An 18,843-nucleotide genomic window follows, 5' to 3' on the forward strand; every position below is an offset into this window, starting at 1 on the left:
TGAAAGGGGTAAGATTGGATGAAAACCATTCAAGTCAGCGTAGTAACCCCTGATGGTCCTGTGTTTGAAGGAAATGCGAAAATGGTCAGCGCGAAAGCAAAAAGTGGGGAGCTTGGAATTCTTCCAGGCCATATCCCTCTTGTAGCTCCTTTAACGATCAGCGCCGTGCGTGTTCACGACGTTGATGGGAAAACACAATATGTGGCCGTTAGCGGTGGATTTATTGAAGTGCGACCTGAAAAAGTCACGATCTTAGCAGAAGCTGCTGAAATCGCTGGCGAAATCGAAGTGGATCGCGCACGTGCATCAAAAGAACGTGCCGAGAAGCGTCTTGCAGGCAACAAACAAGACAACTTAGATGCAACGCGTGCGGAGTTGGCACTAAAACGTGCGATCAACCGTATCGACGTAGCAGCAAAGCGATAATTTTCAAGCCTTTCAGCTTTCCAGATTTGGAGAGCTGGAGGGCTTTTTTGTTTGTGGTGGTGGGGTTTTGTGAGTTGTGACGCATGAGGTGGAGAGTGAGCAGGATGAGCAGGCTGTTTACTGTTTGAGGTGGGGGTATAACCATGGCGAAAAATGTCGAGATTAATCGACTCGCCGATATATGGCAAAAACTCGCTGGATTATGATCAAAACTCGCGGGAATAATCCTGAAACTCGCGGTAATATTGAACAAATATCTTGGATTAATGGGTCAATTACCCCGTTAGGTATATTCAAAGACCAGTTTTGGTAACCGAAACTGCCCCATTTTTAACTCTTTTAAAGCCAAAATCACGATTAAAGAAAAAAACTTAATATTTTAGAAGTTTTTTTAAAGTTAATAACTACTCCAAAGCCCGAAAACTCCTCCGACTTGTTCAAAAACAAGATCAGAGAGTCTCTCTAAATAAATCATCACGGTCTAATGGATGACGTTCAACGGTCTTATCGAGTTAATTCATATACCGGCGGAACCAGGAAAATACAGCTTTCAAAAACTAAATAAACTTACAAATCCTCGTCCTGCAGAGCTTGTATGTGGTATTATCACATAATATGTAAAAAAGACAAATACCCAAATTGCAATAAAATACTCGAAAAGGTGAATGCTAAAGAAAGATGAGGAGTGTGCACGATGAGCTTTCATGGACAGCAAGTCTTACCGGCAGCCAGGAAGATGAAGGATTTTGAAAAACTGCTGAATAGCAAATATACATACATCGTTTGTTTGGATACACATATCAGTCAACTGAAGTTTATGATCGCTATGGCGAACGAAAGAAACAAGAAGGTGCTGGTTCACCTTGATTTGATCAACGGATTAAAAGCGAATGAATATGCGGTAGATTTTTTAGCTCAAGAAATGAAGCCGGCAGGAATCATCTCAACACGCTCAAATTGCATCATCCGCGCCAAAAAGAAGAACATGATCGCCGTTCAGCGCTTATTTTTATTGGACTCGCTAGCGCTTGAAACGAGTTATAAAGTCATCGAACGTGCACAGCCAGACTATTTAGAGGTTTTGCCGGGCATCATGCCGGAAATAATACAAGAAGTGAGTAACCAGGCGGGTATACCGATAATTGCTGGAGGATTAATTCGTACAAAATTGAACGTACAAGAAGCTCTTGATGCAGGTGCAGAGGCGGTAACAACTTCAAACCCGGAATTGTGGATATAATGTTCTCGTGAAATAACGTTTGACAACGTTTACATCCTTGCTATAATAGAGACAAGTTAATAAACGTGACGGAGAACATGGAGATCCACAAAGGGTTACTTATAGCACAACTATAGGTATCTTTTGCTGGGTCTTTTTTTGTTCGAATTCCGCACATTAACAGCGCTTGTCAAAACATAGGGGAGGAATAAAGATGTCAACATTCATGGCAGAACTTATAGGTACAATGATTTTAATTATTTTTGGCGGTGGCGTTGTTGCAAACGTTTCCTTAAACAAATCGAAAGCTCAAGGGGGCGGATGGATCGTTGTCGCACTTGCTTGGGGACTAGCAGTTGCAATGGCAGTTTATGCTGTCGGAAGCTTTAGCGGCGCGCACCTTAACCCGGCAGTTACACTCGGACTCGCATCTATCGGTGAATTTGCTTGGTCTGATGTACCAGCGTATATTATCGCTCAAGTACTTGGCGGAATGCTTGGCGGAATGGTAGTTTATTTTCACTTCCTGCCGCATTGGAAAGCGACGGATGACCCAGCGGTTAAGCTAGGCGTTTTCTCTACAGACCCTGCAATTCCGCACACGTTTTCGAATCTTTTATCAGAATTTATTGGAACCGCGGTTTTACTAGTAGGATTATTGTCAATCGGAGCGAATAAATTTTCAGATGGATTAAATCCTTTGATCGTTGGATTTCTTATCGTGGCGATCGGATTATCACTCGGTGGACCAACAGGGTACGCGATCAATCCTGCACGTGATCTTGGTCCCAGAATTGCACACTTTCTCTTGCCGATTCCAGGCAAAGGCGGATCCAACTGGACGTATTCCTGGATCCCAGTCGTTGGACCAATTCTTGGCGGTGTGTTCGGTTCATTATTTTATCAGGCGGTCTTTACTGGAAAAGTGACTACGCTTTTCTGGATCTGGACAGTTGTTTCACTAGCCGTTTTCGTCATTACGTTTTTCTTAGGAAGCAAAGGCACACATGCATTGCCACATGGAGATGAAATAGAAAACTAAATTTTTGGGAGGGCTTACTTATGGAAAAAAAATATATCATTGCACTCGATCAAGGAACAACAAGCTCAAGAGCGATTCTTTTTAACAAAGCAGGAGAGGTCGTTGAAATCTCTCAAAAAGAATTTAAGCAGCATTTCCCGAAGCCAGGCTGGGTGGAACATGATGCTCAAGAGATCTGGGGAACGATCTTAGCTGTTGTGGCAGAAGTTCTTTCGAAAACAGACACAGATCCAGGTGAAATTGCTTCAATCGGTATTACGAATCAGCGTGAGACAACGGTTGTTTGGGATAAGAACACAGGAAAACCGGTTCACAACGCAATCGTTTGGCAATCCCGTCAAACAGCAGAGATCTGTGATGAACTGAAAAATCAAGGACTGAACGACAAGTTCCGTGATAAAACCGGACTTTTAATCGACGCTTATTTCTCAGGAACAAAAGTAAAATGGATTCTTGATAACGTAGAGGGAGCTAGAGAAAAAGCAGAAAACGGAGACCTTTTATTCGGAACGATCGACACGTGGCTTGTTTGGAAGCTCACAGGTGGTAAGGCTCACGTTACCGACTATTCAAACGCTTCACGAACGCTCATGTACAATATTTATGACCTGAAATGGGATGACGAGCTTCTTGAAATATTAGGTGTTCCGAAATCCATGCTTCCAGAAGTAAAATCTTCATCTGAAGTATATGGCGAAACGATCGACTATCACTTTTTCGGTAAAAACATTCCGATTGCAGGAATCGCCGGTGATCAGCAGGCGGCGCTTTTCGGACAAGCATGCTTTGAAAAAGGAATGGCCAAAAATACGTATGGAACGGGCTGCTTTATGCTGATGAACACAGGCGAAAAAGCGGTTAAGTCAGATCATGGCCTATTAACGACCATCGCATGGGGAATTGATGGGAAAGTAGAATACGCCTTAGAAGGAAGTATTTTTGTAGCGGGTTCAGCGATTCAATGGCTGCGCGACGGTCTTCGCATGTTAAAGAACGCTGCGGACAGTGAAGAGTATGCAGAACGCGTTGCTTCTACAGATGGCGTATATGTAGTCCCTGCCTTCGTAGGGCTAGGCACACCTTACTGGGATTCAGAAGCACGTGGTGCGATCTTCGGCATTACGCGCGGTACCGAAAAAGAACATTTTATCCGTGCTACACTTGAGTCGCTTGCTTATCAAACAAGAGACGTTTTAACAGCAATGGAAGCAGACTCAGGGATCGAACTGAAGAAACTCCGTGTAGATGGCGGAGCAGTTAAGAACAATTTCTTAATGCAGTTCCAGAGTGATATTTTAAACGTTCCTGTTGAGCGTCCAGAAATCAATGAAACAACAGCGCTTGGTGCGGCTTATCTTGCAGGACTTGCTGTTGGTTTCTGGGGCGATCGCCAAGAAATCGCAGATAAGTGGAAAGTGGACAAAGACTTTGACGTAAACATGAAAGAGGAAGAGCGTACAGAGCTTTATGAAGGATGGAAAAAAGCGGTTGAAGCAACAATTGCGTATAAACCGAAAGCATAACCCTTTAAAAAAGTTAAAACTTAAGTTATACTAAAAACAAGTTGATATTGAACCGGTTGGAGATCAGGAGAGACCACAAAACCTCGTACAGAAGATGCGGGGTTCTTGTGGTCTTTTTTTGCGTGCTAAAACGCGGTAATGTAGAAAAACGCGTGTTGCGTTCGCTGATTCGGGGAAAACTACCCGTATCATCTACGTGTCCATCGGTTCTGTACAGAAGGAGTGAAGAGAAAATGACAGCATCATTTTCAACATATAATAGAGAAGAAATTATTAGTGGTATGAAAAAAGAGAAGCTCGATCTGCTCGTAATTGGTGGCGGAGTAACGGGAGCTGGCATCCTTTTAGACGCGCAAACACGCGGAATGAAAGTAGGTCTTGTAGAGATGCAAGACTTTGCTGCCGGAACGTCAAGCCGGTCCACAAAACTTGTGCACGGTGGACTTCGTTACTTAAAACAGTTCGAAGTAAAGCTCGTTGCTGAAGTAGGCAAAGAGCGTGCGATCGTGTACGAAAACGCTCCGCACGTAACAACGCCAGAATGGATGCTTCTTCCTTTTTATAAAGGCGGCACATTCGGTAAATTCTCAACGTCTATCGGACTTAAAGTATACGATTTCTTAGCAGGTGTAAAACGAAAAGAACGCAGAAAGATGTTTTCATCTGAGGAGACTCTGCGCCGTGAGCCTCTTTTGAAAAAGAAAGACCTGCTTGGCGGCGGTTATTATGTAGAATACAAAACAGATGACGCTCGTCTGACGCTTGAAATCATGAAGGAAGCCGTTGAACGCGGTGCATCAGCTGTAAACTACGCGAAGGTTACAAGCTTTATCTATGACGGAAAAAGAGCGGTCGGAGTAAAAGTTGAAGACCAGCTGACAGGTGAAGTTCATGAGATCTATGCGAAGAAGATTGTGAACGCAACAGGTCCTTGGGTAGACGAACTCCGCGAAGAAGATCGTTCAAAAACAGGCAAAGAAATTCATCATACGAAGGGGATCCACCTCGTCATTGATGGATCAAAGTTCCCGCTGAAGCAAGCGGTGTATTATGACACGGAAGACGGCCGTATGGTATTCGCAATTCCGCGTGCAGGAAAAACGTATGTAGGAACGACGGATACGGATTATAAGGGAGACCTTGCAAACCCTGGCATGACAGAGGAAGACCTAGAGTATGTACTGAACACCATCACTTTCATGTTCCCGGATGTGAAGATCACACGCGACGATGTAGAATCCTCTTGGTCAGGATTGCGTCCGTTGATTCATGAACCGAAAAAAGGACCTTCTGAAATTTCTCGTAAAGATGAAGTGTTCCACTCGCCATCAGGCTTGTTGACGATCGCAGGCGGTAAGCTTACAGGTTACCGCAAGATGGCTGAAAAAGTAGTGGACATTGTCCGCGACCAGCTTGGGGAAGAAGAAGGCGCGAAATTCCCAGGATGCCGTACACAGCACATGGAGCTATCTGGTGGTAAGATGGGTGGCAGCAAAAACTTTGGAGATTTCCTGCGTAAGAAAGTGCAAGAAGGTTTAGCGTTAGGTTTAGATGAGAGTAAAGCCCGTGAGCTCGTCCAGCGTTATGGTACGAACATCGATATCGTTTATGGATTTATGAAAGAACGCGGTGAAGAGGCGAAGAACTACAATTTGCCAAAGAGTCTATATGCTTCATTACTTTACGCGTTAGAGTATGAGATGACTTCCACACCATCCGACTTCTTGATCCGCCGTACGTCCGCTTTATACTTTGACATCGATACCGTCTATAAGTGGAAAGACAGCGTGATCAACTGCATGGCAGATAAATTAAGCTGGGATGCAGAACAAAAACGTGATCATGCAGAGCAATTTGAAGAACAGTTGAGATTGTCGGTAGAGGCGATCTAATAAGATGAAGTGAGGGCATTCCGCTTGTTTATGAAGCGGGATGTCTTTTTTGTGTGGTGGGGGTATTTGAGTGTGGGAAGCATGTCGAAATTTGTAAACTCGCCGATATATGGCAAAAACTCGCCGGATTAATGCTGAATCTCGCGGGAATATGTTAAAAAGTCGCGGGATTAATGTGCTTTTTTCTTGAATTATCTTATGGAATACCCCTTGAGGTATAAGTGGAGAACAGTTTCGTTCACCGAAACTGGACCTGTTTTAACGAAAAACTAAAGGATGCTCTCAATAAAAGGCCGAAGCATCCTCATCTCTGTATAAAAGTTGATCGTAATAAGTAATCTGAAGGGTATTTTTGCAACATATAATGCAAAAATAAGTCAATTTCATATGGAATTTCATCAAAATAATCATCATCAGATCTTCTTAACGTTTCCACTAACTCAAAAAAGTGTTTTTTATCATATTCATCTGCTGATTTTTTAAAATAACCCCAAACATGCTCGAGTGTGTTGCATAAAGCGCGCCGTTCGAAAGGCTTTACCTTAAACTTGGCAATCATCACTGTGATTTCTGTGTAATCGCCGTCAGATTGAGCATCTCTCATCAAACGCTGAACCTCTTTGTAAAAGTTATAGCCCTTTGCCATCACCGTGTACTTTTCACTCGCCCACAGCAATTCGGTCTCTTTTTTCAAGTGGTTCACATCCTTTGCATACCGGCAATTTTATTAAAGATAAATGTACAAAGCAAGTGCAATAATGGAGATAAGTATGACAACACCGTAAATGGCTGTTAACCGAATCAAGTTTTGTTTTGTTGAGCTGCCGTATTTTTCGTCTTGCGTTCTAGAGATCATAATTGTACCGACTAAGCCAGCGATTGAGATCACAACAATCAAGAAATAAGCGATCCACCATATATCCATTTCAAATCTCCCCTTTACCCTATCATACTGCTAACTTTGTATACTGCACATGCAAAAAATTTACAGGAATATGAACATTTCTATAGAAAAATAAGAAGGAGACATTTGTATAGTGATGATTCCATATGTGAAGAAGCACATCGACACAAAATATGGAATTTGCTATAATTAAAGCGGTTGCAGAATTTAAAAAATTCTGAAGATTAGGGGGTAGTCAGAATGGATTTTTATCATCTCTATCAAAACAATTACCTCATTGTGGCTGTATTTTTATTTTTAGGGATCCTGTTGCCAGTGGTCGCATTGACTGCAGGCCGTTTGCTGCGTCCTTATAAACCATCAGCAGAGAAATACACCACGTACGAAAGCGGAATCGACCCTTTTCATCAAAGCTGGGTTCAATACAATGTCCGCTATTATTTGTTTGCGCTTATGTTTGTTATTTTTGATGTTGAAACCGTTTTTCTATATCCGTGGGCCGTTGCCTATGAAGAGCTCGGTGTGTTTGCCCTGATCGAGATGGGAATTTTTGTTGTTCTTTTAACGTTAGGTCTTGTATACGCTTGGAAAAAGAAGGTGCTTAAATGGACATAAAATGGGAGCTTACGGCTGAAGAACGTGCCGAACTAGATCGCAACGTTTTCATGGTAACACTCGAACAAGTAAAAGCCTGGGCGAGAAGCAACTCGCTGTGGCCGTTAACCTTTGGACTCGCTTGCTGTGCCATCGAAATGATGGGCACAGGATCGTCGCATTATGACCTAGACCGATTTGGAAGCATCTTTCGGACGTCACCGCGTCAATCTGATGTGATGATCGTCTCTGGAACGGTAACAAAAAAGATGGCTCCTGTATTAAAAAGATTGTATGAGCAGATGCCTGAACCAAAATGGGTCATTGCGATGGGATCGTGCGCAACAGCTGGCGGACCATATATCAAATCCTATGCGGTTGTAAAAGGTGTCGATCAAATCGTACCTGTGGATGTGTACATACCAGGATGTCCACCTAACCCTGCTGCACTCATTTATGGCATCAACAAGCTTCAGGAAAAAATCCGATTTGAAGCGAAGACCGGCAAGAAGGTGATGAGCGAATGACAGATAAGCAAAATGAATCCAATGAAGGATTATCGATAGAAGAACAAAAAAAGAAAGCCGCCGCTGAAGCGAAGGTAAAAGCGCTGGAACTCGCAAAACAACGTCAAGCTGAAAAAGCGAAAGCAGAGGCGGAATCGGCAGAACAACCATCAGCAGAACCTGAATTAACAAAAGAAGAGCTGAAAAAGAAAGCTGCCGCTGAAGCGAAAGCAAAAGCTCTGGAGCTCGCCAAACAGCGTCAGGCTGAAAAATCGAAAACAGCTGCGGAATCGGCAGAACAACCGCCAGCAGAACCAGAATTAACAAAAGAAGAGCTGAAAAAGAAAGCTGCCGCTGAAGCGAAAGCAAAAGCACTCGAGCTCGCCAAACAGCGTCAAGCTGAAAAAGAAAAAGCAGCAGAAACATCAGACTCCACCGGCGACAATTCAGATGACCTTGCGAAACAAAAAGCACTCGCAGCCGCCAAAGCGAAGGCCGCTGCAGCAGCAAAGGCTAAAGCAGCCGCTGCCGTAAAAGCAAAACTAGCAAGAGAAGCGGGTAGCGACACATCAACAGAACCTGCAACAGATGATGAAAAAGCGAAAGCAGCTGCAAAAGCAAAGGCCGCCGCAGCCGCGAAAGCAAAAGCAGCTGCCGCAGCGAAAGCAAAAGCTTTACGAGAAGCAGGCGGAGAAGCACCGTCTGAAACACCCGCAGGCGACGACGAAAAAGCAAAAGCGATTGCAGCTGCGAAAGCGAAGGCCGCTGCAGCAGCAAAAGCGCGTGCCGCTGCAAATGCAAAAGGAGCTGCAGCTGAACCTGCTGCAGAAGAAAAACCATCACCAAACCAACCTATCCTCGATACCTACATAAAAGTCATCAAAGAACATCTAGGAGAAGATGTGCTAGAGAATTCCTATATTAATAGGCTTTCTAAAGACGTGCCTACCTTAGTTGCAAAACCCGATACCTATTACAAAATCGCTGAGTTTTTAAAGCATAACGATCAGCTTCGTTTTGACTATCTGTCAGAAATGCACGGCACAGATTTCGAAACGCACTTTGAAGTATATAACCACTTATATTCGTACGTAAATCGCCAGTCGGTCGCACTTAAAGTGAAAATTGACAGAACAAGTGCTACTACCCACTCTATTACCCCGTTATGGGAAGGTGCAAACTGGCCAGAGCGTGAAACATATGACCTGTTAGGCATCCATTTTGAAGGTCATCCGAACTTAACGCGCATCATGCTTCCAGATGACTGGGTCGGTCATCCGCTCAGAAAAGATTACGAACCGCATGACGTGGAGGTGTAGACATTGATCAGAACAGAAGAGATGCTCCTCAACGTTGGACCTCAGCATCCGAGCACACACGGCGTGTTCCGGATCGTGCTGAAAATTGACGGAGAAACCATCATTGAAGCAACACCGGTTATCGGGTATTTGCACAGGGGTACAGAGAAGCTTGCAGAAAACCTTCAATACACGCAAATCATTCCGTACACCGACCGAATGGATTACCTTGCGGCTATGACGAACAACTATGTGATCTGTCACGCGGTTGAAACGATGATGAACCTTGAGATTCCTGAACGAGCGGAGTATTTGCGTGTAATCGTGATGGAGCTTGGCCGAATCGCGAGCCATCTCGTATGGTTCGGTACATATCTGCTGGATATAGGGGCGATGAGCCCATTTCTATATGCGTTTCGTGAACGTGAAGCCATCATCAACATGCTGAACGAGATTTGCGGCGCACGCCTAACGTTTAACTACATGCGTGTAGGCGGTGTGAAGTGGGATGCGCCAGATGGCTGGATCGAGAAGGTCCGAGATTTTGTACCGTACATGAGAGAAGAGCTTGCAGGCTATCACGATCTTGTGACAGGCAACGAAATTTTCTTAAACCGTGTAAAAGGAATCGGTTTTTACACAAAAGAAGAAGCGCTGAACTTTTCATTAAGCGGAGCCAACTTAAGGTGCACGGGTACGAATTGGGATCTAAGAAAAGATGAGCCCTATTCGATTTATGACCGTTTTGATTTTGATGTTCCAGTCTTTCATACAGGCGATGCATGGGCGCGTTATCAATGCCGCATGCAGGAAATTGAAGAATCACTCAAGATTTTAGAACAAGCGGTGCAACAGTTTCCTGAAGAAGGTCCAGTGATGGCAAAAGTGCCAAGGATCATCAAGCCGCCTAAAGGTGAAGCGTTCGTTCGCATCGAGTCTCCACGCGGAGAGATAGGCTGTTACATCGCGTCAGAAGGAAAAAAGGAACCTTACCGCCTGAAGTTTCGCAGACCATCTTTTTATAACCTTCAGATTCTGCCAAAACTTTTAGTCGGTGAAAACATCTCCAACTTGATTACCATCTTAGGCGGGATTGATATCGTTCTCGGGGAGGTTGATGGCTGATGGAGGATCTTTTATACGCACAGCCTGGCTGGATGCATGTAGCCATTTTCTTTGCGCTCGGTGCCGCACTGCTGATGACAGTACTAGGCTTCGTAACATACGCGATCTTAGCGGAGCGAAAAGTGCTTGGATTCATGCAGATGCGCACGGGACCGAACCGGGTTGGAGGACGATTTGGTCTTCTTCAGACCGTTGCTGACGTTTTTAAACTTTTAATAAAAGAAGATACCATTCCAAAACTTGCTGACCGACCGCTTTTTATATTGGCGCCGGTTATCGCGTTCGCACCAGCGTTCATGGTGCTCGCGACGATTCCGTTCTCGGAAAACATGCAGTTCGCAGACCTCGGTGTCGGTCTTCTATATTATGTAGCCATCTCAGGAATTTCAACAATCGGCATCTTGATGGGCGGCTGGGCTTCTAACAATAAGTATTCGCTCCTCGGCGGCATGCGTGCTGCAGCGCAGATGATTTCATATGAGATTCCGCTCGTCATCTCGGTAGTCGGGGTTATCCTGTTTGCGGGAAGCCTGAACCTAAACGATATCGTAAGAGGACAAGAAAACATCGCCTACATTTTCTTAACACCAATCGGGTTTTTCGTTTTCTTGATCTCCTCGATCGCTGAGTTGAACCGTACGCCGTTCGACTTGCCAGAAGCAGAGTCTGAGCTCGTTGCCGGCTATCACGTCGAATACTCCGGTTTCCGCTGGGCGTTCTTCATGCTCACAGAGTATGTGTACCTATTTGCGATGGCGTCCCTTACAACCGTCCTGTTCCTAGGAGGCTGGAACCCGATTCCGTTTTTAGGATTCATACCAGGAGCATTGTGGTTTGGCGTCAAATTTAGCATCGTCGTGTTTTTCATGATCTGGATTCGCGGAACACTGCCAAGACTCCGTGCCGATCAGCTCATGGGCTTCGCATGGAAGGTCCTACTGCCGCTAGCGCTTCTGAACATTTTCGTCAGTGCCGCTGTGAAAGAACTGTTTTTATAAAAGGGTCCTAGACTTGCCATGTTTTTTTAAGGGTGAGGTTGCTAAATTTACTTACACCGATTTTTGTGAATTTTCTTCTTTGACAAGTTGATTGGAGTGCAAGGTGCGAGACTCCTGCGGGACTGGCGGTCAGGTGAGACACTTAAGAGTGAAACGTCCGAATGTGGCTCACCGCCTGCCCCGCGGAAAGCGAGCAACCTGGAGCGGAGATCAACACTTTCACAAACGACAAAGCACAATCACTCTAAAAATGTTTTGCACAACAAACAAAGCTCAATCAATAGAAAGACCAACGCATAAGGAGCGTGATCTCAGGATGAAAGGTCTTGTAAAAGGTTTAAGCTATACGGTCAAAAACCTGACGAAGCAAAACGTCACGACAAGCTATCCGGACGTACCCATCCAGATGCCTGACCGTTTCCGCGGCATCCAAAAGTTTTATCCCGAAAAGTGTATCGTTTGCAACCAATGCGCGCAGATCTGCCCGACCGACTGCATCCAGTTAACGGGGAAGCCGCATCCCGATCCTGCGAAAAAAGGGAAGATCATCGATACGTACGACATCAATTTTGAAATCTGCATCTTGTGCGATCTGTGTACAGAAGTTTGTCCGACTGAAGCGATCGTGATGACCAATCAGTTTGAGCTTGCTGAATACAGCCGGGATGAGCTTTTCAAAAACCTCGAGTGGCTCGATGAAAACGATGAGAATGTCAGAAAGGAGAACAAAGCATGACCGGTGAAATGATCGCTTTTTTCTTTCTCGCGCTAACAGCCATTGCCGGCGGCGTTCTTCTCATTAACCTGACAAATGTCGTACACATGGTTGTTGCCCTTATCTTTACGTTTATTGCGATTGCGGGTATTTACGTTACACTATCGGCTGAGTTCGTTGCCGTCGTGCAAGTGCTCATTTATTCAGGCGCTATTACGATCATCATGCTCTTTGGAATCATGCTTACCCGTCACCAGGAAAAAGAAAAGCAGCTGCCTCGTTTAAAGGTTATCTTAACAGGGCTTGCGATCGGGCTTTTCTTTCTGATCATGTACGGCAAGATCAAAGACCTTGATTTTGGACAGCAGAACGCAGAGCTTCATATCGATAACACGAAAAAAATCGGGATTGAACTGTATTCCCATTTTGTTATTCCGTTTGAGCTAACATCCGTGCTGCTTCTCGTTGCACTGATTGGTTCGATCATCCTAGCCAAACGGGATGACGATGAAAAGGAGGCAAAAAAATGAGCTCTGTCCCTTTAGCAGCTTACTTGATGCTTGCCTTGATTCTTTTTTGCATTGGATTGTTCGGTGCACTAACGAAGCGAAATGCGGTTATTGTACTCATTTCAATCGAATTGATGCTGAATGCCGTAAATATAAACTTGGTTGCTTTTGCAAAATATTCGATTAACCCTGGGCTGACTGGTCAAATTTTCTCGCTGTTCACCATAACGGTGGCCGCAGCAGAAGCGGCAGTTGGACTTGCGATTCTCATTGCACTTTACCGCAACAGACAGACGGTAAATGTGGATGAGATGGATACGATGAAGCGATAAGGAAGGAGATGGACGATCATGTTGCAGAGTAGTTGGCTTATACCGTTGTTCCCGCTTTTATCCTTCATTTTATTGCTCATTTTCAGAAAATCAAAAAGTGAGAGCACCGCTTGGATCGGGGTGCTGTTAACTGGAATTTCACTTGTGATGTCTGTCGGGGTTTGGCTCGCGGTATGGCAAGGTGACGGAATTAAAGTAGAAGGCACTTGGTTTCAAATCGGTGAACGGGCCATCACGATGGGCTATGAAGTAAATCCGCTTAATGCGCTCATGCTTGTCATCGTTTCACTCGTCAGTTTTTTAGTACACCTGTATTCAAAAGGGTACATGCACGGCGACGAACGATTCCCGGTATTCTTCGCCTATTTAGGATTGTTTTCATTCGCGATGCTTGGACTGGTTCTTTCTCCTAATCTATTACAGCTCTACATGTTTTGGGAGCTGGTAGGGTTAGGTTCATTTCTATTAATCGGTTTCTATTATTTTAAGCCGGAAGCAAAAGCCGCTGCGAAAAAAGCCTTCATCATGACCCGTATTGGGGACGTTGGTCTGTTTATCGGAATGGTTTTGCTATTTTGGCAGGTTGGCAGTTTTGAATATGACGAGATTTTCGCTTCGGTAAAAAATGGCGACATCTCATCAGGCATGCTGACACTCACAGCTCTATGTATCTTTGTTGGAGCAATCGGTAAATCAGGTCAGCTGCCTCTTCATACATGGTTGCCTGACGCGATGGAAGGTCCGACACCTGTTTCAGCGCTCATTCATGCAGCTACGATGGTAGCGGCAGGGGTCTATTTGGTCGCTGCGATGTATCCGCTATTCCAAGCTTCAGAAACAGCGTTAACGGTTGTTGCTGTTGTAGGAGGAGTGACTGCCATTTTTGCGGCTTCAATCGGTCTCATGCAAAAAGACATCAAACGCGTTTTAGCGTATTCAACTGTCAGCCAGTTAGGGTACATGATGCTCGCGCTTGGTGCATCAGGGTATGTGGCCGGAATCTTCCACTTAACAACACATGCGTTCTTTAAAGCATTGCTGTTTTTAGCTGCTGGAAGTGTGATTCATGCTGTACATACACAAAACATCGAAGAGATGGGCGGGCTTTGGAAAAAGCTTCGCGTGACAGGACCGCTCTTTTTAATCGGTGCTCTCGCCATTTCAGGTGTTCCATTGTTATCCGGATTCTTTTCAAAAGACGAAATATTGGCAAGTACGTATGCAGATGGCAAGTACGGACTGTTTTGGCTCGCTGTTATCGCTGCGTTCATGACGGCATTTTACATGTTCCGCTTGTTTTTCCTCGTGTTTACAGGGAAACCGCGCGGCGATCAGAGTGGTGTTCATGAATCACCAAGTGTGATGACACTGCCGATGATTGTTCTAGGGATCTTGGCAGTCGTTGCGGGTTATTTGAACACAACATGGTTTGGCACGTTTTTATCTGATTATTTGGCTAATGGTCCTGTTGAACTGCCGCATGCTGATCATCACGGGCCAGGGTGGATTCCGATTGTCGCGACAATGGCATCACTTTTAGGAATTGCGCTCGCTTATCTGATCTATCAAAAAGGAACGTTATCCCGAGACTGGATGACGCGTTCATTGCCAGGGCTCAGCAGCGTGATCTACAACAAGTGGTATGTTGATGAAGGGTATGACGCCACATTTGTAAAAGGAACGAAGGGCTTGAGCAAGCTTGGCGTTTTGTTTGATAAATATGTAGTCGACGGACTGGTAGCCGCTGTTGTGAGCGGTGTACAAGGATTAAGTAAGATCGGTTCAAGGCTGCAAAACGGGCAGGTTCAGTCGTATGGAACGTTCGCCATCTTTGGCATCGTCATTCTATTGCTGATCGTCGCATTAACAGGGGGGTACTTCTCATGAACACATATCTTCTTTCCATCTTGATTTTTTCCCCTTTGTTAGGCGTGCTCGTCCTACTGTTTACACCTTCTCATGATGAGAAGTCTATCAAATGGATCGGAATCTTAGGAACGCTATTCCCGCTAGGTACAGCACTCGTTACGTTATCAGCTTTTAATATGTCAGGCGAGGGCCTTCAGCTTGCGGAGAAATTTCAATGGGTTTCTTATGAAGTCTTTCAATCAAAAGGGGATGTAAGCTATCCGATCTTTTATGAAGTTGGTGTGAACGGCCTATCGATGGTGCTCATTCTTTTAACGGCAGTTGTGAGTGTGCTCGCCGCCATCGCGTCGTTCTCTATAAAAAAGGACTGGAAAAGCTACTTCATTTTGTTCTTTTTGCTTGAGATGGGAATGCTCGGCGTTTTTGCCGCACAAAATTTATTCTTATTCTTCATTTTCTTTGAGATTACGCTCATTCCGATGTTCTTCTTAATAGGACGATGGGGTTATCTAGAAAAAGAAAAAGCGGCTTACAGCTTTTTGATCTATAACGGAGTCGGTTCAGCCATTCTCCTTATTGCGTTTGTAGCCATGTTCATGAAGACCGGAACGATGAACTTTGAGCAGCTTGCTTACACGTTCTCGCTTCCGCAATCAGAACTGAACCAGCTGTATATAACGAAGAATTTTAAGATGGGGATGCTGATCGCGCTTCTCGTTGCGTTTGCCGTTAAGCTGCCAGTCGCACCGCTTCATTCATGGATGGTTCGCGTCCACGTTCAAGCTCCGCCTCCGATCGTTATGATTCACTCAGGCATTCTACTAAAAATCGGTGCGTACGGTTTGATCGTGTTTGGAGCAGGACTTTTTCCTGATCAGTTCAAGTCGCTCGCGTTTGTTATCGGATTGTTCGGTGTGATCAACCTGCTTTACGGAGCGTTTTTAGCACTAACACAAACGGACGTGAAACGAGTGTTGGCTTATTCATCCGTCTCTCATATGGGAATCGTGCTCATCGGGCTTGCGGCAGTGAACGAAGCAGGGATGACGGGAGCCGTATTTCAAGTGGTCTCTCACGGATTGATCTCCGCTCTTCTGTTTTTCTTAGTAGGTGTTCTTTATGAAAGAGCTGGCTCTTCTGAATTGAAAGATTTTGGAGGAGTGGCGAAAAAGATGCCGATCTTCGCAGGTGTCATGCTCGCTGGAGGTCTCGCTTCATTAGGTCTGCCGGGAATGTCAGGCTTTATAAGCGAATTTATGGCGTTTTTAGGATTGTTTGAGAAAATGCCTGTGTTAGCCGCGGTTGGAACGCTAGGGCTGATTTTAACAGCCGTTTACGTGCTGCGGGCGGTCTTGGCCATCACGTTTGGAGCTGAAAAAGAACTTTCAAACGCTCATGATTTATCTTCAACAGAGCGGATTCCGGCGTTTATCTTGCTGGCGGCGATTTTGTTTATCGGAATCTATCCTGCTTGGTTAAGTGATATGCTCCGTCCAACATTAGATGTCATTCTGCTAGGGTTAGGGGGCTAAGTCATGGATTTAGATACATTATTTTCTTTTAAATGGAGCGTCATGGCTCCTGAATTTATTATTCTTGGCATAGCAACATTGTTATCCATCATCGATCTTTTTATGAAAAGGGAGTCAAGCCGAAAACCTCTTGCTTGGCTTGCTGGGGCAGGCGTTTTAGCAGCGCTCGTCGCGATCTTCATGCAGCTCGATCATGACGTAACGTCGATTCTTTATGATACGTATAGACTGGACTCATTTTCAAAAGCCTTTAAGATTTTGCTTTTATTAGGAACGCTATTGGTACTTGTCTTAGCGTCCAATTATAAAAAAGAAGATATAGAAGAAAACCGAGGTGAGTTCTACTACTTACTGCTAGCCGCACTATTAGGAGCTATGATGATGGCTTCAAGTGCAGACCTTATCACACTGTTCGTCGGGCTGGAGCTTCTTTCTCTATCTTCTTATATTATGGCAGGGCTGGAGAGACGAAATAAGCGCAGCAACGAATCAGCGTTCAAGTATGTCGTTTCAGGCGGAATTGCAACGGCAATCACTTTGTTTGGGATGAGTTATATTTTCGGTCTGACAGGGGAAACGAATCTGTTCAAGATTGCTGAAAACATGGGGAACCTTGAACTATTAAAGCACAGCTTTTTGATCGTCTTTGCATTCATTATCACGTTTGCGGGTCTAACGTTTAAAATCGCAGCGGCTCCACTTCACATGTGGGCACCTGATGTTTACGAAGGCGCACCTGTTCCTGTAACGGCATTCTTAAGTGTCGTATCGAAAACAGCAGGGTTTGTAATCTTACTGCGAGTGATCATCATCACCTTTATTGCAGCACCTGGAATCGATAGTGAACCACTTCTATTGCAAGTTCAGCCGTACGTTATGCTGTTAGCTGCTGCAACGATGATTATCGGTAATGTTACCGCTCTTCGACAAAGAAACATTAAGCGTATGTTCGCGTATTCGTCCATCGCTCAAGCGGGTTACATTTTAGTGCCGTTCGTTTCTAATTCGTCATTGTTGTTTGAGCTGATCTGGTTTTATCTGCTGGCTTACTTGTTTATGAATATTGGAGCTTTTACCGTAATTCAATTGTTAACGAGTCAGGAAGGTTCCAATGATATCAGCGTTTTCCGCGGATTGTTCAAGCGTTCACCATGGCTTGCTGTTCCGATGACCTTTTTCGTATTGTCACTTGCCGGGATTCCGGTGACTGCTGGTTTTATCGGGAAATTCGGTATCTTTATGGGAGCGCTCGGATTGGAGCCAGCCCATTATTGGCTTGCGGCTGTGATGATGGCGACGACGCTTGTTTCTTATGTGTATTACTTCAACATCATTGCGATCATGTTTTTCCGTGATGGAGAAGGAACGAAGGTTTCAGTCCCGGGAGGAATGGCCGCCGTGTTGGCGTTTTGTGCCGCATCCATTCTGATTCTAGGAGTCATGCCAGATCTCGCGCTTGATTTCTTCTACGGGAACTTTGACGTGAACGAATTCTTTATGCAGATTGAAACCGAAGTTCATACGCATGATCATTGATTTGGAGTAATTTTAAAAGCTAGCTCATTGAGGTTTCTGCTGAGGAGACTTTAATGAGCTTTTTTTGATGTGATTTTTGTTGAAAATCAGCTAACGTGAAATTATTTCGATTAACGTGAATATATGGTGTGTTAACGTGAAATTATTGAAATTAACGTGAATATATCAAATTTAACGTGAATATAAATTGTCTTTATTTTACCTGATGCGTTTCGTGTCCTTTCCTGCTGGATAACGATTGGATTTTCTTTCTGTAAAGGACATCTCCTCACATTTCCACTCAAAATTAAAATCTCTTTCAAAAATGAGTCGAAACTACCGTAACTTCTTATCATTTTGTTCGTCTAAATATAATAAAACGACTGCCTAAATTTTTTTACAGATAATAGTCGTTACAACTTTTTGAACTTCTTGAAAGAAAGGGCTTTCAAAACAGTTAACTAGGGAAAAAGTAGCTATCTAAAATGACACGAAAGATTTATGCTTAAGATGTCGAAATATGTAATAAGGAGGTCAGACTTTTTTATGATTCCAATCGGACAACAAGCTTTATTACATATCATCGTACATCTATTGTTTCTCGTTATTGCTTGGTGGGCATTGCAGGCGATCCATTTTGATAAATGGATCAAAAAAGGAAAGGTCATGCAGGCTAGAGTGCTATACATACTGCTAGTGATCAGTCTTGCGAGTATAGCGAGCGATTTTTTTCTGAAATATCTTCAGTATTCCACTAATCTCAGCCAGTTATTTGGGTAATGCGCAACCGTTAACCAAAAACGGAATTGTCGGAATATGACTACAACTTCCACGAATATCCTCT

The 18,843-nt window shown here is 44.3% G+C and carries 19 protein-coding genes; 17 read left to right on the forward strand and 2 right to left on the reverse strand.

The features are described from left to right. Positions 1-18: 18 nt before the first annotated feature. From QUF49_RS01915 to QUF49_RS01935, 5 genes are all read left to right on the forward strand, one after another. Entirely contained in the window at positions 19-426 is a 408-nt protein-coding gene (locus tag QUF49_RS01915) for a F0F1 ATP synthase subunit epsilon (protein ID WP_289494065.1), read from the forward strand. Positions 427-1,120: 694 nt separating this feature from the next. Then, on the forward strand, positions 1,121-1,666 hold the full coding sequence (locus QUF49_RS01920; protein ID WP_289494066.1) for a glycerol-3-phosphate responsive antiterminator: 546 nt from the start codon (positions 1,121-1,123) through the stop codon (positions 1,664-1,666). A gap of 193 nt (positions 1,667-1,859) precedes the next feature. Then, entirely contained in the window at positions 1,860-2,687 is an 828-nt protein-coding gene (locus tag QUF49_RS01925; RefSeq protein WP_289494067.1) for an MIP/aquaporin family protein, read from the forward strand. A gap of 20 nt (positions 2,688-2,707) precedes the next feature. Continuing rightward, positions 2,708-4,210, forward strand: a complete 1,503-nt coding sequence (gene glpK, locus QUF49_RS01930; RefSeq protein WP_289494068.1) for a glycerol kinase GlpK — start codon at positions 2,708-2,710, stop codon at positions 4,208-4,210. 233 nt (positions 4,211-4,443) lie between these two features. Then, positions 4,444-6,102, forward strand: coding sequence for a glycerol-3-phosphate dehydrogenase/oxidase (locus QUF49_RS01935; protein WP_289494069.1), 1,659 nt, complete (start codon positions 4,444-4,446; stop codon positions 6,100-6,102). Positions 6,103-6,406: 304 nt separating this feature from the next. Here the strand turns inward: QUF49_RS01935 and QUF49_RS01940 are convergent, their stop codons facing one another. Further along, the gene (locus tag QUF49_RS01940; RefSeq protein WP_289494070.1) at positions 6,407-6,805 is read right to left on the reverse strand and encodes a DUF1722 domain-containing protein; all 399 of its coding nucleotides are present in this window, start codon (positions 6,803-6,805) and stop codon (positions 6,407-6,409) included. Positions 6,806-6,829: 24 nt separating this feature from the next. Then, a complete protein-coding gene (locus QUF49_RS01945) occupies positions 6,830-7,027 on the reverse strand; it encodes a hypothetical protein (RefSeq protein ID WP_289494071.1) in 198 nt (65 codons plus the stop codon). A 219-nt stretch (positions 7,028-7,246) separates the two neighbouring features. Here QUF49_RS01945 and QUF49_RS01950 point away from each other — a divergent pair, with 219 nt between their 5' ends. From QUF49_RS01950 to QUF49_RS02005, 12 genes are all read left to right on the forward strand, one after another. After that, positions 7,247-7,621, forward strand: a complete 375-nt coding sequence (locus QUF49_RS01950) for an NADH-quinone oxidoreductase subunit A (RefSeq protein ID WP_289494072.1) — start codon at positions 7,247-7,249, stop codon at positions 7,619-7,621. Further along, entirely contained in the window at positions 7,612-8,127 is a 516-nt protein-coding gene (locus QUF49_RS01955; protein WP_066244801.1) for a NuoB/complex I 20 kDa subunit family protein, read from the forward strand. The genes QUF49_RS01950 and QUF49_RS01955 overlap by 10 nt, the downstream gene beginning before the upstream one ends. Beyond that, a complete protein-coding gene (locus tag QUF49_RS01960) occupies positions 8,124-9,425 on the forward strand; it encodes an NADH-quinone oxidoreductase subunit C (protein WP_289494073.1) in 1,302 nt (433 codons plus the stop codon). Before QUF49_RS01955 ends, QUF49_RS01960 begins: the two co-directional genes overlap by 4 nt. A 3-nt stretch (positions 9,426-9,428) precedes the next feature. Further along, entirely contained in the window at positions 9,429-10,529 is a 1,101-nt protein-coding gene (locus QUF49_RS01965) for an NADH-quinone oxidoreductase subunit D (RefSeq protein WP_289494074.1), read from the forward strand. Then, positions 10,526-11,527, forward strand: coding sequence for an NADH-quinone oxidoreductase subunit NuoH (gene nuoH / locus QUF49_RS01970; RefSeq protein ID WP_289497564.1), 1,002 nt, complete (start codon positions 10,526-10,528; stop codon positions 11,525-11,527). The genes QUF49_RS01965 and nuoH overlap by 4 nt, the downstream gene beginning before the upstream one ends. A 316-nt stretch (positions 11,528-11,843) precedes the next feature. Next, positions 11,844-12,263, forward strand: coding sequence for an NADH-quinone oxidoreductase subunit NuoI (gene nuoI, locus QUF49_RS01975; protein WP_066244809.1), 420 nt, complete (start codon positions 11,844-11,846; stop codon positions 12,261-12,263). Then, positions 12,260-12,772 (forward strand): NADH-quinone oxidoreductase subunit J, encoded by a 513-nt coding sequence (locus tag QUF49_RS01980; RefSeq protein ID WP_289494075.1) that lies wholly within the window; start codon positions 12,260-12,262, stop codon positions 12,770-12,772. Before nuoI ends, QUF49_RS01980 begins: the two co-directional genes overlap by 4 nt. Further along, a complete protein-coding gene (gene nuoK, locus QUF49_RS01985; protein WP_144696957.1) occupies positions 12,769-13,083 on the forward strand; it encodes an NADH-quinone oxidoreductase subunit NuoK in 315 nt (104 codons plus the stop codon). The genes QUF49_RS01980 and nuoK overlap by 4 nt, the downstream gene beginning before the upstream one ends. Positions 13,084-13,101: 18 nt before the next feature. Next, positions 13,102-14,970 (forward strand): NADH-quinone oxidoreductase subunit L, encoded by a 1,869-nt coding sequence (gene nuoL, locus QUF49_RS01990; protein ID WP_289494076.1) that lies wholly within the window; start codon positions 13,102-13,104, stop codon positions 14,968-14,970. Next, positions 14,967-16,484: a complex I subunit 4 family protein gene (locus tag QUF49_RS01995; RefSeq protein ID WP_289494077.1), complete on the forward strand. Its 1,518-nt coding sequence runs from the start codon at positions 14,967-14,969 to the stop codon at positions 16,482-16,484. The genes nuoL and QUF49_RS01995 overlap by 4 nt, the downstream gene beginning before the upstream one ends. 3 nt (positions 16,485-16,487) lie before the next feature. Next, entirely contained in the window at positions 16,488-18,020 is a 1,533-nt protein-coding gene (gene nuoN / locus QUF49_RS02000) for an NADH-quinone oxidoreductase subunit NuoN (RefSeq protein WP_289494078.1), read from the forward strand. Positions 18,021-18,545: 525 nt separating this feature from the next. Then, the gene (locus tag QUF49_RS02005) at positions 18,546-18,779 is read left to right on the forward strand and encodes a DUF1146 family protein (RefSeq protein ID WP_066244820.1); all 234 of its coding nucleotides are present in this window, start codon (positions 18,546-18,548) and stop codon (positions 18,777-18,779) included. Positions 18,780-18,843 lie beyond the last annotated feature (64 nt).

The organism is Fictibacillus sp. b24 (genome assembly GCF_030348825.1).
GTDB lineage: Bacteria > Bacillota > Bacilli > Bacillales > Fictibacillaceae > Fictibacillus.

Bases quoted from the DNA above. Each gene is read 5' to 3' on its own strand.
- QUF49_RS02005 (WP_066244820.1), top strand. From the start codon at position 18,546: ATGATTCCAATCGGACAACAAGCTTTATTACATATCATCGTACATCTA.
- QUF49_RS01925 (WP_289494067.1), top strand. From the start codon at position 1,860: ATGTCAACATTCATGGCAGAACTTATAGGTACAATGATTTTAATTATT.
- QUF49_RS01945 (WP_289494071.1), bottom strand. From the start codon at position 7,027: ATGGATATATGGTGGATCGCTTATTTCTTGATTGTTGTGATCTCAATC.
- QUF49_RS01915 (WP_289494065.1), top strand. From the start codon at position 19: ATGAAAACCATTCAAGTCAGCGTAGTAACCCCTGATGGTCCTGTGTTT.
- nuoL (WP_289494076.1), top strand. From the start codon at position 13,102: ATGTTGCAGAGTAGTTGGCTTATACCGTTGTTCCCGCTTTTATCCTTC.
- QUF49_RS01950 (WP_289494072.1), top strand. From the start codon at position 7,247: ATGGATTTTTATCATCTCTATCAAAACAATTACCTCATTGTGGCTGTA.
- QUF49_RS01955 (WP_066244801.1), top strand. From the start codon at position 7,612: ATGGACATAAAATGGGAGCTTACGGCTGAAGAACGTGCCGAACTAGAT.
- QUF49_RS01980 (WP_289494075.1), top strand. From the start codon at position 12,260: ATGACCGGTGAAATGATCGCTTTTTTCTTTCTCGCGCTAACAGCCATT.
- QUF49_RS01960 (WP_289494073.1), top strand. From the start codon at position 8,124: ATGACAGATAAGCAAAATGAATCCAATGAAGGATTATCGATAGAAGAA.
- QUF49_RS01995 (WP_289494077.1), top strand. From the start codon at position 14,967: ATGAACACATATCTTCTTTCCATCTTGATTTTTTCCCCTTTGTTAGGC.
- QUF49_RS01935 (WP_289494069.1), top strand. From the start codon at position 4,444: ATGACAGCATCATTTTCAACATATAATAGAGAAGAAATTATTAGTGGT.
- QUF49_RS01920 (WP_289494066.1), top strand. From the start codon at position 1,121: ATGAGCTTTCATGGACAGCAAGTCTTACCGGCAGCCAGGAAGATGAAG.
- nuoI (WP_066244809.1), top strand. From the start codon at position 11,844: ATGAAAGGTCTTGTAAAAGGTTTAAGCTATACGGTCAAAAACCTGACG.
- glpK (WP_289494068.1), top strand. From the start codon at position 2,708: ATGGAAAAAAAATATATCATTGCACTCGATCAAGGAACAACAAGCTCA.
- nuoK (WP_144696957.1), top strand. From the start codon at position 12,769: ATGAGCTCTGTCCCTTTAGCAGCTTACTTGATGCTTGCCTTGATTCTT.
- nuoN (WP_289494078.1), top strand. From the start codon at position 16,488: ATGGATTTAGATACATTATTTTCTTTTAAATGGAGCGTCATGGCTCCT.